The following is a 12,830-nucleotide window of genomic DNA, read 5'->3' as shown; positions in this document are numbered from 1 at the left end:
ATAGTACGATATTTTGTGTATAATATATTCAAGACGAAGAATAACTCGTTGAAGCGAGTTATAATTTTTAGCCAAAATAGATTAACTAGTAATTAACTTATTAACTAAAAATTAGACTTAATTAACAAATATATTTATCTTTAAAAGAGGAAAAACTATGCCAAATATAACATCTAAATATACCGGTGTTAAAATCTCTGAAACAACATACAACTACTTCTCTAGTGCTTCAGCATTTTGCAAATGCTGGTCAAGCTGCAGTAAATTGTGGTATGTACGCTGGTTTAGCAGCTACTTATGGTGGTAAAGCAATGTTTCAAGGTGTACTTGGGCTTTGTGCTTATAAAGAATTTGCTGGTGAAGTAATGACCGGTCATGCTTTTGGTTTTGCTATGCCTAAAGTTTTAAGTGGATTAGTAGCAGGTGTTGCTGGGGCAATTTACCATCACCCAACAGCTGTTATGGCAACTTTTGTTACAGCAGCAATTTTAACTTCACCAGAAAATGCATACGAAACTGTAAAGAATGCAGCATTTACAGGTTTAGAAGCAGCACATTTCGTATACGAAAATACTGCAGGTATAGCAAACGGAGTAGCAGGAATATGTAATCTTGTTTACGAAAATTTACCAAGCCACAGTGAAGTATCTACTAGTAACATCTGTAATAGAAGATAATGCACTAGAATTAGTTGGTAATGGTATGCTTGCAATTGAGTATAACGTATAATAACAATATAGTAATCTTATAATCGCTCTTTAAGCTCAGCGATTATAAGAAACGTATTATTTCTTTATCGTCATTGCGAGAAGAAACTGAAAGTTTCGACGAAGCAATCCAGTAAAAATAGTTAAGAATATTGCATATTTTAAACTGAATCCCGTGGACAAGCCACGGGATGATCCCTTAGATGCTTTTCGATCACAACAAAGACTTTTAACTACCTTTCAATCTCTTAGTCACTTCGACTATTCTTTTTCCAAATAAATTAGCAGTTAGTAAATCGCCTTTTGTAGGGGCGATATCAGGGGCAGATTTGTGGTTAGATTGTGTCATAAGACCGGACCAGCTACCTAATCGGTTAGTTTTATCATGGTCAGGCATCTCATGATCGGCAAATTGTGGGGCAGATTCAGCTTGTCCAACCCAAATCATACAATGCTGCATTGCAAGATGAAATAGCTGTTGAATACTACAAAGTTTATCGCCTGAATAAGAAGCAGAATTAGTAAAGCCTGCTGCTATTTTGTCTTTCCATTTTTTATCGTTCCATTTTATCGAAGTAGAATCCATAAATGTTTTAAAAGGACCAGCTAAACTACCCATATAAGTTGGAGCTCCAAAAATAATAGCATCTGCATTATCTAATAAACTCCAATCTACATTATCTGGTTTATCTTTGCTTATTTGAATTAAGGAGGTTTCTGCTCCTGCTTCTTTTACGCTTTTATTTATTTCTTCGGCTACTTTAACAGTGTGACCATATCCACTATAATATACGATAGCTACTTTAACCATTCTATTCTCCTTTAAGTGTTACAACTAAATCGTCATGGCGAGGAGATGCAACGCATCGAAGCAGCAATCTCATGAAATAGTATAAAATTCCTGAGATTGCATCAAAGCTACGCTCCTCGCAAGGCATTGTTGCGTAGATCATTTTCCCCTGTCATCCTGCGACTTGATCGCAGGATCCAGTAAAAATACTAATAAAATTAGTATTATTTATTATTTTCTGGATCTAGTTAGCAAGCCACGGTATTGTAAGAAAAGAAAGTGATATAATATAAGTTATAAATGTAATATAAACATTTATAAGAGAGTGTTAATACCCTATATAATGATATAGGGTATTAAGCGGGCATAAGCGACCGTCACGGTATAGTAGGTTTTATACGACCGGAGTCATCAAGGTACTATAGCCCGACTCTCGAGAAGTTTGAATAGTTGGAAGGGATGCGATAAGCACGCCCGATTACAATCCTAAACAATATAAAATCTCGAGGTACATATGATAAAATATCACAAACATATAGGAATTGATATAGGAAAATATAATTTTGTAGTAGGAATAGAGGGCATAAAAGATACAAAAGAATATGAGAATACAAGTTTCGGTATATTTGAATTTATTAATGATAATAAGGATATTTTAGCAAACTCTCTAACTGTAGTTGAAACAACAGGCGGATATGAACTGGAGTTATTGTATAGCTTATGTGAAAGAGGTTATGTAGTACATAGAGCAGATGTAAGAAAGGTAAAGAATTTTATCAGATCATATGGTAATAGTGCAAAAACAGATAAGTTAGATGCTAAAGCATTAGGATTATATGGTAAGGAGCGAGCAGATAAGCTTGAAGTATTTAAGTCTGAATCAAAACAAAATATACAATTATTTCGGTTAGTACAAAGACGGAATGATTTAAAGCAAATGTTAGTTGCCGAAAAGAATAGATTACAACAAGCAAATACAGATAAGTTTGTTAAAAATAGCTGTATAAATATGATAGATGTTTTAAGTAATCAAATTACAGAGATTACTAATCAGGTAGAAGTGATTATATCATCAGATCAGCTGTTAAAAGCAAAGCATGAGATATTGAAAGAGATAAATGGCATTGGTAATATAGTTGCTTTTGAGTTATTAATATTATTACCGGAGTTAGGGAAGTTAACAAGACGGCAGATTGCTTCTCTTGCAGGGCTTGCTCCAAAAGCTAATGATAGTGGTAAATATCAAGGATATAGAAAGGTAGGACATGGTAGAGCAGGAGTCAAGCTATACTATTCCTTGCTGCTATGTCAGCCCGTAATAGCAAGACTTCTGGTTTAAGACTCTTTTATGAGCGACTCATTAACAATGGTAAAAAGAAAATGGTCGCTCTTACCGCTTTAATGCGTAAAATTATTGTCATCGCTAATGCTAAATTAAAATCTCTTCTTTTTAATTTAAAACATAGTTGATGACTACTAAAGATGCTTTTCGAGCAACGTAACAACGCCGGAAAAGCTAACTAGATGACACAATAAACTCTTAAGATTGCCACACCTTGGCTAGGCATCTTCTCGTAATGACGTTGATAACTAATAGAAACATAGTAACATGCTAGCACAATTTACCACTCCGAATCTTTTGATTCTATCAACTTTACTAGTTGGTATGCTGAATTTAACTAGTCCGTTTGTGACTAAAGAAAATAGTTTTACACGTAATTTTTTACTTATTGCTATCGGGATTTTTTTCTTTAGTAATGTTCTGATTATTGATTGGGTGTTTTTAAAAGGCGTAAGGGCAGGGTTTAAGTTCCATATTTTCGGTAATTATTTTATAGGTTTTCATCTTGAACCTTTAGGGCTGATTTTCTTGAGCTTAATCAGCTTTTTATGGATTTGCTCGCTGCTTTATACCCCTCAATATCTTGCTATTAATAATATAGAAAACTCTTCAAGGTTTTTATTCTTCTTTAATCTAACTATTCTTATAGGTAGCTTAATTGCTCTATCTAGTAACCTGTTTACGATGTTTATTTGCTATGAGCTTTTAACAATTTCTACAGCTTTTTTAATAGGGCATACTAAAAATAATATAGTGCTTACGGGATTATATAAATATTTAAAAATTTTGATGATCACCGGAATCATGTTATTTTTGCCGGCTATTATAATTATTTATGCTAAAATAGGTAATGGGGATTTCGTAAGTAAAGGGCTAATGCTAGAGCATTTTTCTAAAAATCAATCTATTCTTTTATTGCTAATGTTTATTTTCGGTATTGCAAAGACAGCGATTTTTCCAGTACATTCATGGCTTCCTGCAGCAATGGTTGCACATTATCCCGTTAGTAGCTTACTGCATGCAGTGATAGTAGTAAAAACTGGTTTATTTTGTATTTATAAAATTTTAGTATATATATTTGGCTTATCGTACTTACAAGAAATATTTGGAGCGTTTAACTGGTTGATTTTTATCCCAATAGTAAGTATTTTTTATAGCACATTTAAAGCTTTCGGAACGGATAATATCAAGAAAATACTTGCCTATTCCACTATGAATCAATTAGGCATAGCGTTGCTTAGTGCTTTTATGCTAACGCCTAAGTCGCTCGCTGCTGCAACTTTGCATTTAGTATCGCATTCTTTTACAAAGATTTGTTTATTTTATAGTATGGGGAGTATTTATAGCCTAAAGAAAGCCAATCAAGTGCAGGATTTAACAGGTACTTCAAAAGAATTTTCATTGATTTCTTTTATGATATTAATATCGTCATTATCGTTAATCGGTATTCCGGTTTTAAGCGGCTTCATAAGTAAATTCTCGATTTTACTGGCAGCAGCCGAGCAGAATCAGTTTATCGTGATGGCTGTTATAATAATTAGTAGTATATTTTCAAGCTTGTATCTTATCAAAATATTAGGATTTATTTACAAACCTTCTTCTACTGAAACGTCAAATATCACAAAGCAGCTTCCGCAGCTTATGCAAATAAGTATCATGATCTGCTGTGCTGCTGTGATATTCTTTTACTTCATCCAAATTCTAATCAAGAAGTTTTTAGGATATATTTAAATTTATACTTTTCTGTACAAAAGTGTTGCATCGCCATAGCTAAAAAAACGCATTTGTTCTTCTATGGCATATTTATATAGTTCGTGCATTTTTTTAAAGCCAGCAAAAGCACAGACTAGCATAAATAAAGTAGATTTTGGGAAATGAAAATTAGTAAGCAACATATCGACTATTTGAAATTTAAATCCCGGAGTTATAAAGATATCGGTTTCAAAATCACCAGAATTTACATTGCCATTTATACCAGAGCTTTCAAGAGTTCTAAGGCTTGTAGTGCCGACTGCTATAATACGCCTTTTCTCTTTTTTAGCTTTATTTATAATTGCAGCGGTTTCAGGAGTAATAGAGCAATATTCCGTATGCATTTTATGCTCGTTAATATTCTCGGTTTTAACTGGCATAAAAGTTCCTGCTCCGACATGTAGAGTTACAAACGCCACTTGTACGCCTTTTGCTTTAAGCTTATTTATTATATCGTTTGTGAAATGTAAGCCTGCCGTTGGTGCAGCAACTGAACCTTGAATGTTACTATAGACTGTTTGATAACGTTCATCGTCGCTTTTTTGTCTTTCAGGACGTTTAATATAAAGTGGTAATGGCATTTCGCCATATTTATCTAAAAACTCAAACACCGAAATATTAGCAAGTTCAAATTTAATTTTAATCTCACCCATTTCGAGCTTTTCGGTGATAATTATTTTATGATTGTCAAAATAAAACTCATCGCCTACCTTTAGCTTACGTGCAGGTTTTGCAAAAGCTGACCAATAGTCAATTGATTTAAGCCTGCCTGCATCGTCGTTCGTCGCTCTCCTATTATCTTTAAGTCTTTGATTTAAGTTTATAGTGATGTTTTTGTCTAAACTTAACTTGGCTTTGATGACTTTACTGTTATTAAAAACTAATAGATCCCCTTCTTTTAAATAATCAATAATATTGTAAAATTTGGTCTTGACATATTGCTGTGTAGAAGCAATTAATAAATTTGACTCATCACGTTTGCTTATTGGATTTTGAGCAATTAGCTCTAAAGGTAAGTCAAAGTCAAAATCGGATAATTTCATGAGATTTATATTAAAGATTTAGCAAAATTATCACTAATTTGTTAAGAAAGAACTGATTAAAGTAGATAAACTTTAGTGTGATAGAAGCGAGTAGTACGATTTGCTAACCACCACGGATAAAAGACAGTATATAAACGACGCTTTTTTTATGCAACAAAATTCACAAGCAGGATGAATTTAAGGGAGGGCAAAAAAATTTCTTTTTTTTAAACTAAAAGATCAAAATTATCTTTAGGTGCTATACCTATTAAATCTTGGTCAGTATTAATATCAGATACAAAATTAGGATAATTTTTTACCATATCAAGGATTGTTTTGTTTCTAATCGCTGGAAGATCATAATCACGAATTTTTCCTTTATATTCATTTAATAAAGATTGTACTGCAGAAATATTTCCTGTTTTACTAAAATGACCAATTGTTCCTGCAATGCAATAACTTGCATCAATATCTGATAAATAAGGTAATAGTAATTTTAGTAGCTCCGGCTTATCTATGGCTTTTATAAGCTGAGAATCAAAGATATTATTTGTATATTTATTTAACAATAGTTTCAAATTTTCGACATTTCCCACATCTATGGCTTCATTTATATGGTTCTGCTCAACTATTATATGTGAAGAGGATAATAATTTTGCTAATTTTTGGCTATCTTGCTCCTTTATAACTTTAGAAATTTCTTTAAAAGTAAAAATTTTATTCCATCTTTCCCAATCTTGTACGTACATTTCTCTATGTTTAATTATAAACTTTATATCTTCAGAAGAAATGTTGTCTGTTATTCGTTCTTTTATATTATGAACTACCCTTGTGTAAGGCTCGGGGTATCCTGATTGAATTAATAATTTTTCGACTTTTTCTTTATTAATTTGTAAAAAGTTCAAAATCAATTTTTTATAGTTAATATAAGTTTTATATTCACTAAACTCCATAGCGTTTGCATAATCATCACTATTGTCATAATTTTCTTCTAGTATTTGTTTAGGTTCTGAATTGACGCTGTTAAATAATTCAAATAACAATACGCTGATAATATCAGCTGGGTGCATACTAGCATCTATTTTTATCAGGTTTTCATTTTGTATATGAGCACCACCGGTAAGGGACATCTCTATCCTTATTATGTGTAAATTCTACAGTAGTAAGCCCTTCCGTTATAGCTTGGTCTATAAGAGAGTTAACAGGATGATAGTTAGCAAATAACTCTTCCATTAACTGCCAAGTATTTTTTGCTGCTTCTTTACCGACAGTATCCCTAAAAATAACGGTTAAATCCTTTATTCCTTTCATAATTTTCCCCTTAAATTAATGAATTAAATATTCATGTTGTGAATATATTTTATGAAAAGTAATTATAAGAAAATCTTTTATAATGTCAACAAAATATTAATTTTTTAATAAATATTAATCCAATAAAAAAAAATTTAGTAAAGTAATTTAAACTAGGAAGATAATAACAAAAATTAAAAAAGGGAATAATAAGGCATGTAACATTAAAATACAATCAAGCTTATTATTAATATTGTGTGTATCAATCAGCTGTAATTAAATTCTGATGAAGCCAGTAAAAAGCTAAATGAACATGTTTAATTAGATTCTAGATTAAGTGATGGAAGTAAGTAGTACGATTTGCTAACCACCACGGATAAAAGACAGTATATAAACGACGCTTTTTTTATGCAACAAAATTCACAAGCAGGATGAAAATTTAAGGGGTGGGGACAAGTTGAGCTTTTAGTTAACTTATATCATAATATGTTATTATTAACCCAAAGTCTCAACTTCTAATCCCCATTTTTCATTTTCCAAATATTCAACAATATGAGCTATTATTTCAGTAGTCAGGCATGATATATGAATTTCATTATTATCAATTTTAGGTATTAAGTTTTTGCATACCCCTGCAGCAGTAAAAAAATTATTTTTAATAAAGTCTTCTATTGTATTTTGTAAAGGTTTAAAATTCTCAGTTTTTTCTACTGTTAAATACTCTTTAAATAATTTTTTATAAATTTTAACTGCCCGAATCATTTTAATAGCATTATTTGGATTATTTTCATCCAAAATTAAATTTAATTCTTTTACTAACTTATTATTGTAATTATTGATTGCTTCTATCATAAATTGTTTTTCTTTTGCAAGTTTTAAAATGTTTATGATAACTTCTGGCGATGTTTTATTGCAACTATTGATTGCTTCTATTATAAATTGTTTTTCTTTTGTAAGTTTTAAAATGTCTATGATAACTTCTGGCGATGTTTTAGGTATAAGCAATTCACAAATTTTTTTATCTCCATTGAGAGTAACCCAAGTGAAAGCTGTAAAACCAAACCAGAAAGAGTTAGTACTCCAACAATTAATAGCCTCATAAGACATTTTAGGAATTAAAACCTCACAAACCTTTTTTAAACTATTACGCACAGCAAAAATTAGAGCTGTATCGCATTGATGATTAGCCTGATTAATAGCCTGCTCGGTCATTTTAGGAATTAAAGTCTCACAAACCTTTTCTAAGCCGCTACTTGCAGCAGCAATTAAAGCTGTATTGCCGTAATTATTAATATGATTAATAGCCTGATCAGACATTTTAGGAATTAAAGCCTCACAAATCTTTTCTAAGTGGCTACTTGCAGCCGCAATTAAAGCTGTATTGCCGTCTTTATTAACCTGATTGATAGCCTGATCAGTCATTTTAGGTATAAGAATCTCACAAATTTTGCCTAAGCTTTTATTTGCAGCCAATGTTAAAACCGTATCGTTGTTATCAGTAAGCTGATTAATAGTTTGCTCGGTCATTTTAGGAATTAAAGCCTCACAAATCTTTTCTAAGCCGCTACTTGCAGCCCAAGTTAAAGCCGTGTCACCATCTTTATCAACATGATTAATAACCTGATCAGTCATTTTAGGAATTAATAACTCACAAACCTTTTCTAAGCCATAAGCTGCAGCAAAAGTTAAAGCTGTCCAGTCATCATTGTTAACTTTGCTTAACTCGGCTGTATCCATATGTACGATTAAGTTTTGTGCTTCTGCTTCATTTCTTGCTTCTATTGCCTCTATTAACTTCTCATGTGATGTTTTTGTTGTGGTTAATTTAAGATTTGTTTGAATTTCATTTTGCTTAGTTGCTTCTATAGTAGTTAGTAAATCACACATATTTTTAAAACCTTTATTCCTAGCTATGCTTAATGCTGTATTGCCATCACTATTAACATGATTAATAGCTTGATCAGACATTTTAGGAATTAAAGCCTCGCAAACTTTTTCTAGTCCTGTATATGCAGCCCAAGTTAAAGCCGTGTTACCATCTTTATCAACATGATTAATAGCCTGCTCTGACATTTTAGGAATTAAAGCCTCACAAACCTTTTCTAAGCCATAAGCTGCAGCAAAAGTTAAAACTGTCCAGCCGTCGTCAACTTTGCTTAATTCGGCTGTATCCATATGTACGATTATAAGTTTTGTGCTTCTGCTTCATTTCTTGCTTCTATTGCCTCTATTAACTTCTCATGTGATGTTTTTGGAGTTTGAAACCAGCTAAACAACCAACTAAACATAATTATATCCTTATTAAATTCTATAAATTTTAATATTTTGTTAAAAAATATATAAATTAGATAATAAGAAGAAGTTTTAAGAATGCAATAGAAATTTAACTAATGATATAAATTAATGACTTAGAAGTAATTTGAGAAATGTAAGGATTAGTATAGGATAAAGGGAGATAATAAAGAGTTTTAATAATTAAAAATAATTACTACTTATAATTATAACAATATATTTAAGGAATTTTTATTAAGATGTAAATATAGAGAGTATTTTAGGCAGAGCGAACAACCGCTGCTGTAGCTGTTTCGTTCAAAAACAATGACTGCTCCACATTACGGCGTCTAACCAAGCCTTGCAGTGTGTAACCATAATACCAAATAGTTTATTATTGTAAGGGTGTTAAGTAGTTTTCAAATTGTTGTTGCGAGGAGGTATTGTTGCGTGGATCATTTTCCTTTGTCATCCCGTAATGGCATTGTTGCGTGGTTTCGATGTCATTCCGTTGATCGCAGGAATCCAGTAATAAAAAAACTTAAATACGTTAAACCTCTAGCACTAAAAGCTCAATTCATTTCGCTTTTTTCTGGATCCCGTGGTCAAGCCACGGGATGACATCGAGGGTGCTTTTCGATCCACGCGGGCAATGCATCCCGTGATTTATTCACGGGATTCAAAAAAACAACTTTTAATACTAATAATTTTAATATTTTTAACTGGATCCCGTGGACCAAGCCACGGGATGACAAAGGAAAAACTGATCCATGCGTGCAATGCCGTCAGTGGCACATTGCAATATTGATAGATTCAGTATTTGCTAACCTGACGCTAAAACCCGAAAAGCTTGATTATACCTTGCGTCCGCCGTTTGATGTGTTTGTAAAGATACCAGAAACTAAAGAGTGGTGGAGGCAAAGGGAATCGAACCCTTGACCCTCTGCGTGCAAAGCAGATGCTCTACCCCTGAGCTATGCCCCCAATATGTGACTTATTATATAAGTTACTGAAGTGAAATTGTTATATTTGTAAGTAATTAAATCAAACTAAGCTAAATTTTTGACTAAGTTCCAAGGTAGCACTTGCCCATTATTTCCTAATACCAAATCTCCGGAAGATTTGATTTCAGCAGCTAAAAAAGAAGAACCTTGTTGAGGGATATATTTTGATGGTATAATCTCTTCGCCTTTATAAAAATGTACTTTAGCTGATTCCCTAGCGGTTGGGTTGTTTTTAGAAGCAGTTTTTGCTTTAGACATAGCTTAATAATTTTTTAACTTAAATTAGATTTTGTAGAATATAATTTTTTTTTGCCAATTTGTCAATAGTTGCTTAACTTAAAAGATATATTATTTTGAAATTAGACTGCATCATTGCGAGGAAATTAAAAATTTTTTATTATTTTCTGGATCTAGTTAGCAAGCCACGGTATTGTAAGAAAAGAAAGTGATATAATATAAGTTATAAATGTAATATAAACATTTATAAGAGAGTGTTAATACCCTATATAATGATATAGGGTATTAAGCGGGCGTAAGCGACCGTCACGGTATAGTAGGTTTTATACGACCGGAGTCATCAAGGTACTATAGCCCGACTCTCGAGAAGTTTGAATAGTTGGAAGGGATGCGATAAGCACGCCCGATTACAATCCTAAACAATATAAAATCTCGAGGTACATATGATAAAATATCACAAACATATAGGAATTGATATAGGAAAATATAATTTTGTAGTAGGAATAGAGGGCATAAAAGATACAAAAGAATATGAGAATACAAGTTTCGGTATATTTGAATTTATTAATGATAATAAGGATATTTTAGCAAACTCTCTAACTGTAGTTGAAACAACAGGCGGATATGAACTAGAGTTATTGTATAGCTTATGTGAAAGAGGTTATGTAGTACATAGAGCAGATGCAAGAAAGGTAAAGAATTTTATCAGATCATATGGTAATAGTGCAAAAACAGATAAGTTAGATGCTAAAGCATTAGGATTATATGGTAAGGAGCGAGCAGATAAGCTTGAAGTATTTAAGCCTGAATCAAAACAAAATATACAATTATTTCGGTTAGTACAAAGACGGAATGATTTAAAGCAAATGTTAGTTGCCGAAAAGAATAGATTACAACAAGCAAATACAGATAAGTTTGTTAAAAATAGCTGTATAAATATGATAGATGTTTTAAGTAATCAAATTACAGAGATTACTAATCAGGTAGAAGTGATTATATCATCAGATCAGCTGTTAAAAGCAAAGCATGAGATATTGAAAGAGATAAATGGCATTGGTAATATAGTTGCTTTTGAGTTATTAATATTATTACCGGAGTTAGGGAAGTTAACAAGACGGCAGATTGCTTCTCTTGCAGGGCTTGCTCCAAAAGCTAATGATAGTGGTAAATATCAAGGATATAGAAAGGTAGGACATGGTAGAGCAGGAGTCAAGCTATACTATTCCTTGCTGCTATGTCAGCCCGTAATAGCAAGACTTCTGGTTTAAGACTCTTTTATGAGCGACTCATTAACAATGGTAAAAAGAAAATGGTCGCTCTTACCGCTTTAATGCGTAAAATTATTGTCATCGCTAATGCTAAATTAAAATCTCTTCTTTTTAATTTAAAACATAGTTGATGACACATAACTACTTCTTAGCTTCGTTATTTGCAGCTGGAGGTAACATAATTTTTAAATCAGCTTTAGCTTCTAAATCGCTAATATATTTTTTCAGTATTTCTGCTGCTAATACATTATCGATAGTCATTTTAGCTTCTTCTTTAGTTGGGATAGGTACAGGTTTTTTCTCAAGAACCTTAATGATATGCCAACCATAGTCAGTTTTTACTGGTGTTGAAACTTCGTTTACTTTTAAAGCAAAAGCTTTATTTTCAAACTCAGGCACTAACTGTCCTGGTTGATTTAATAAAATGTAACCGATTACGCCACCATTTGTAGCAGAAGCTTTATCAAGAGAAGATTCTCCTGCAAGTTTAGCAAAATCTGCACCTTTGTTTAATTTATTTTTTAAATCATTAGCTTCTTTTTCAGATTTAACTAAAATGTGAGCAACTTTTATTTGTTCTTTACCTTTTAGGCTAGTTACATATTTATTATATTCATCATCAAACATCTTATCAGTAAGATTAGATTTTACATAATTTTCTAATAATTCTTTTTGAGCTAATTGATTTTTTGCATTTTCAAGCTTTTCTTGGAATTCTTTAGAAGAGGTAATGTTTGATTTCTCAACTTCTTTCTTTAATAAAATATTATTAACATAAATTCTTATCAATTTATCTTGATCCTGTGGTGGGAAATCGTCAAAATTTTTGATAGTTTCACCTGAAGGAAGATTAAGTTGTGGTTTAAATTCTTTCATTATTTGTGATTCTCTTACTTCACCACCTGTGTAAGTAGCAACTACTCTGTCTGAGTTATCTGCAAAAGCTATACTAGAAAGCATACTAACGGATAAAAGTACAATTGATAGTTTTTTCATTATTTATGACTCATAATTTGTTAAATATAAGTTTAAATCCTATAAAAATAATAAATACCCGTCAACAGCTATTTTATAATATTTATTAATAATTATTTACGGATTATTCTGCAACAGAGTTGTTTGAAATAAATATATAAAGACATAAATA

14 protein-coding genes, 1 tRNA gene and 1 pseudogene are annotated in these 12,830 nt (G+C 31.8%); 6 read left to right on the top strand and 10 right to left on the bottom strand.

The window, feature by feature from the left end; translation table 11 throughout:
* Positions 1-185: 185 nt before the first annotated feature.
* Entirely contained in the window at positions 186-677 is a 492-nt protein-coding gene (locus RBE_RS09270; protein ID WP_011477572.1) for a hypothetical protein, read from the top strand.
* A gap of 259 nt (positions 678-936) precedes the next feature.
* Here the strand turns inward: RBE_RS09270 and RBE_RS09505 are convergent, their stop codons facing one another.
* From RBE_RS09505 to RBE_RS08920, 3 genes and pseudogenes are all read right to left on the bottom strand, one after another.
* Positions 937-1,155 (bottom strand): transcriptional regulator, encoded by a 219-nt coding sequence (locus RBE_RS09505; RefSeq protein ID WP_231289304.1) that lies wholly within the window; start codon positions 1,153-1,155, stop codon positions 937-939.
* Between the two features lie 42 nt (positions 1,156-1,197).
* Positions 1,198-1,518 (bottom strand): annotated as a pseudogene (locus tag RBE_RS09500) (flavodoxin family protein); the annotation flags it as partial.
* A gap of 1 nt (position 1,519) precedes the next feature.
* Positions 1,520-1,660, bottom strand: coding sequence for a hypothetical protein (locus RBE_RS08920; protein WP_155810523.1), 141 nt, complete (start codon positions 1,658-1,660; stop codon positions 1,520-1,522).
* A 351-nt stretch (positions 1,661-2,011) separates the two neighbouring features.
* Here RBE_RS08920 and RBE_RS04700 point away from each other — a divergent pair, with 351 nt between their 5' ends.
* From RBE_RS04700 to RBE_RS04695, 3 genes are all read left to right on the top strand, one after another.
* Complete coding sequence (locus RBE_RS04700; protein WP_011477570.1) at positions 2,012-2,836, top strand: IS110 family transposase; 825 nt, start codon at positions 2,012-2,014, stop codon at positions 2,834-2,836.
* Positions 2,803-2,967, top strand: coding sequence for a hypothetical protein (locus RBE_RS09260; protein ID WP_011476965.1), 165 nt, complete (start codon positions 2,803-2,805; stop codon positions 2,965-2,967). The genes RBE_RS04700 and RBE_RS09260 overlap by 34 nt, the downstream gene beginning before the upstream one ends.
* A 139-nt stretch (positions 2,968-3,106) precedes the next feature.
* Positions 3,107-4,570 (top strand): proton-conducting transporter membrane subunit, encoded by a 1,464-nt coding sequence (locus RBE_RS04695; RefSeq protein WP_011477569.1) that lies wholly within the window; start codon positions 3,107-3,109, stop codon positions 4,568-4,570.
* Between the two features lie 2 nt (positions 4,571-4,572).
* Here RBE_RS04695 and queA read toward each other — a convergent pair whose 3' ends face one another.
* The 6 genes from queA to RBE_RS04665 all read right to left on the bottom strand — a co-directional run bounded on the left by queA (position 4,573) and on the right by RBE_RS04665 (position 10,436).
* The gene (gene queA, locus RBE_RS04690) at positions 4,573-5,634 is read right to left on the bottom strand and encodes a tRNA preQ1(34) S-adenosylmethionine ribosyltransferase-isomerase QueA (RefSeq protein WP_011477568.1); all 1,062 of its coding nucleotides are present in this window, start codon (positions 5,632-5,634) and stop codon (positions 4,573-4,575) included.
* 206 nt (positions 5,635-5,840) lie between these two features.
* On the bottom strand, positions 5,841-6,743 hold the full coding sequence (locus RBE_RS04685; RefSeq protein ID WP_011477567.1) for a hypothetical protein: 903 nt from the start codon (positions 6,741-6,743) through the stop codon (positions 5,841-5,843).
* Positions 6,709-6,924, bottom strand: a complete 216-nt coding sequence (locus RBE_RS04680; protein WP_012151695.1) for a hypothetical protein — start codon at positions 6,922-6,924, stop codon at positions 6,709-6,711. The genes RBE_RS04685 and RBE_RS04680 overlap by 35 nt, the downstream gene beginning before the upstream one ends.
* A gap of 474 nt (positions 6,925-7,398) precedes the next feature.
* Positions 7,399-9,078: an ankyrin repeat domain-containing protein gene (locus RBE_RS07570; RefSeq protein ID WP_011477566.1), complete on the bottom strand. Its 1,680-nt coding sequence runs from the start codon at positions 9,076-9,078 to the stop codon at positions 7,399-7,401.
* A gap of 1,005 nt (positions 9,079-10,083) precedes the next feature.
* Positions 10,084-10,158 (bottom strand) — tRNA-Ala (locus RBE_RS04670).
* A 65-nt stretch (positions 10,159-10,223) separates the two neighbouring features.
* Entirely contained in the window at positions 10,224-10,436 is a 213-nt protein-coding gene (locus RBE_RS04665; protein ID WP_011477565.1) for a hypothetical protein, read from the bottom strand.
* Between the two features lie 422 nt (positions 10,437-10,858).
* On the opposite strand from RBE_RS04665, the gene RBE_RS04660 reads away from it, so the two are divergent.
* On the top strand, positions 10,859-11,683 hold the full coding sequence (locus RBE_RS04660) for an IS110 family transposase (RefSeq protein ID WP_011476964.1): 825 nt from the start codon (positions 10,859-10,861) through the stop codon (positions 11,681-11,683).
* Positions 11,650-11,814, top strand: a complete 165-nt coding sequence (locus RBE_RS09255; RefSeq protein WP_011476965.1) for a hypothetical protein — start codon at positions 11,650-11,652, stop codon at positions 11,812-11,814. The genes RBE_RS04660 and RBE_RS09255 overlap by 34 nt, the downstream gene beginning before the upstream one ends.
* A gap of 10 nt (positions 11,815-11,824) precedes the next feature.
* On the opposite strand, the gene RBE_RS04655 is transcribed toward RBE_RS09255, so the two are convergent.
* Entirely contained in the window at positions 11,825-12,679 is an 855-nt protein-coding gene (locus RBE_RS04655) for a peptidylprolyl isomerase (protein WP_011477564.1), read from the bottom strand.
* Between the last annotated feature and the right edge of the window lie 151 nt (positions 12,680-12,830).

The sequence above is a fragment of the Rickettsia bellii RML369-C genome, assembly GCF_000012385.1.
Lineage (GTDB): Bacteria > Pseudomonadota > Alphaproteobacteria > Rickettsiales > Rickettsiaceae > Rickettsia > Rickettsia bellii.
This window is presented reverse-complemented; position numbering and strand designations above follow the sequence as displayed.

Bases quoted from the DNA above. Each gene is read 5' to 3' on its own strand.
- RBE_RS09505 (WP_231289304.1), bottom strand. From the start codon at position 1,155: ATGATTTGGGTTGGACAAGCTGAATCTGCCCCACAATTTGCCGATCAT.
- RBE_RS08920 (WP_155810523.1), bottom strand. From the start codon at position 1,660: ATGATCTACGCAACAATGCCTTGCGAGGAGCGTAGCTTTGATGCAATC.
- RBE_RS04700 (WP_011477570.1), top strand. From the start codon at position 2,012: ATGATAAAATATCACAAACATATAGGAATTGATATAGGAAAATATAAT.
- RBE_RS09260 (WP_011476965.1), top strand. From the start codon at position 2,803: ATGTCAGCCCGTAATAGCAAGACTTCTGGTTTAAGACTCTTTTATGAG.
- RBE_RS04695 (WP_011477569.1), top strand. From the start codon at position 3,107: ATGCTAGCACAATTTACCACTCCGAATCTTTTGATTCTATCAACTTTA.
- queA (WP_011477568.1), bottom strand. From the start codon at position 5,634: ATGAAATTATCCGATTTTGACTTTGACTTACCTTTAGAGCTAATTGCT.
- RBE_RS04685 (WP_011477567.1), bottom strand. From the start codon at position 6,743: ATGTCCCTTACCGGTGGTGCTCATATACAAAATGAAAACCTGATAAAA.
- RBE_RS04680 (WP_012151695.1), bottom strand. From the start codon at position 6,924: ATGAAAGGAATAAAGGATTTAACCGTTATTTTTAGGGATACTGTCGGT.
- RBE_RS07570 (WP_011477566.1), bottom strand. From the start codon at position 9,078: ATGGATACAGCCGAATTAAGCAAAGTTGACGACGGCTGGACAGTTTTA.
- RBE_RS04665 (WP_011477565.1), bottom strand. From the start codon at position 10,436: ATGTCTAAAGCAAAAACTGCTTCTAAAAACAACCCAACCGCTAGGGAA.
- RBE_RS04660 (WP_011476964.1), top strand. From the start codon at position 10,859: ATGATAAAATATCACAAACATATAGGAATTGATATAGGAAAATATAAT.
- RBE_RS09255 (WP_011476965.1), top strand. From the start codon at position 11,650: ATGTCAGCCCGTAATAGCAAGACTTCTGGTTTAAGACTCTTTTATGAG.
- RBE_RS04655 (WP_011477564.1), bottom strand. From the start codon at position 12,679: ATGAAAAAACTATCAATTGTACTTTTATCCGTTAGTATGCTTTCTAGT.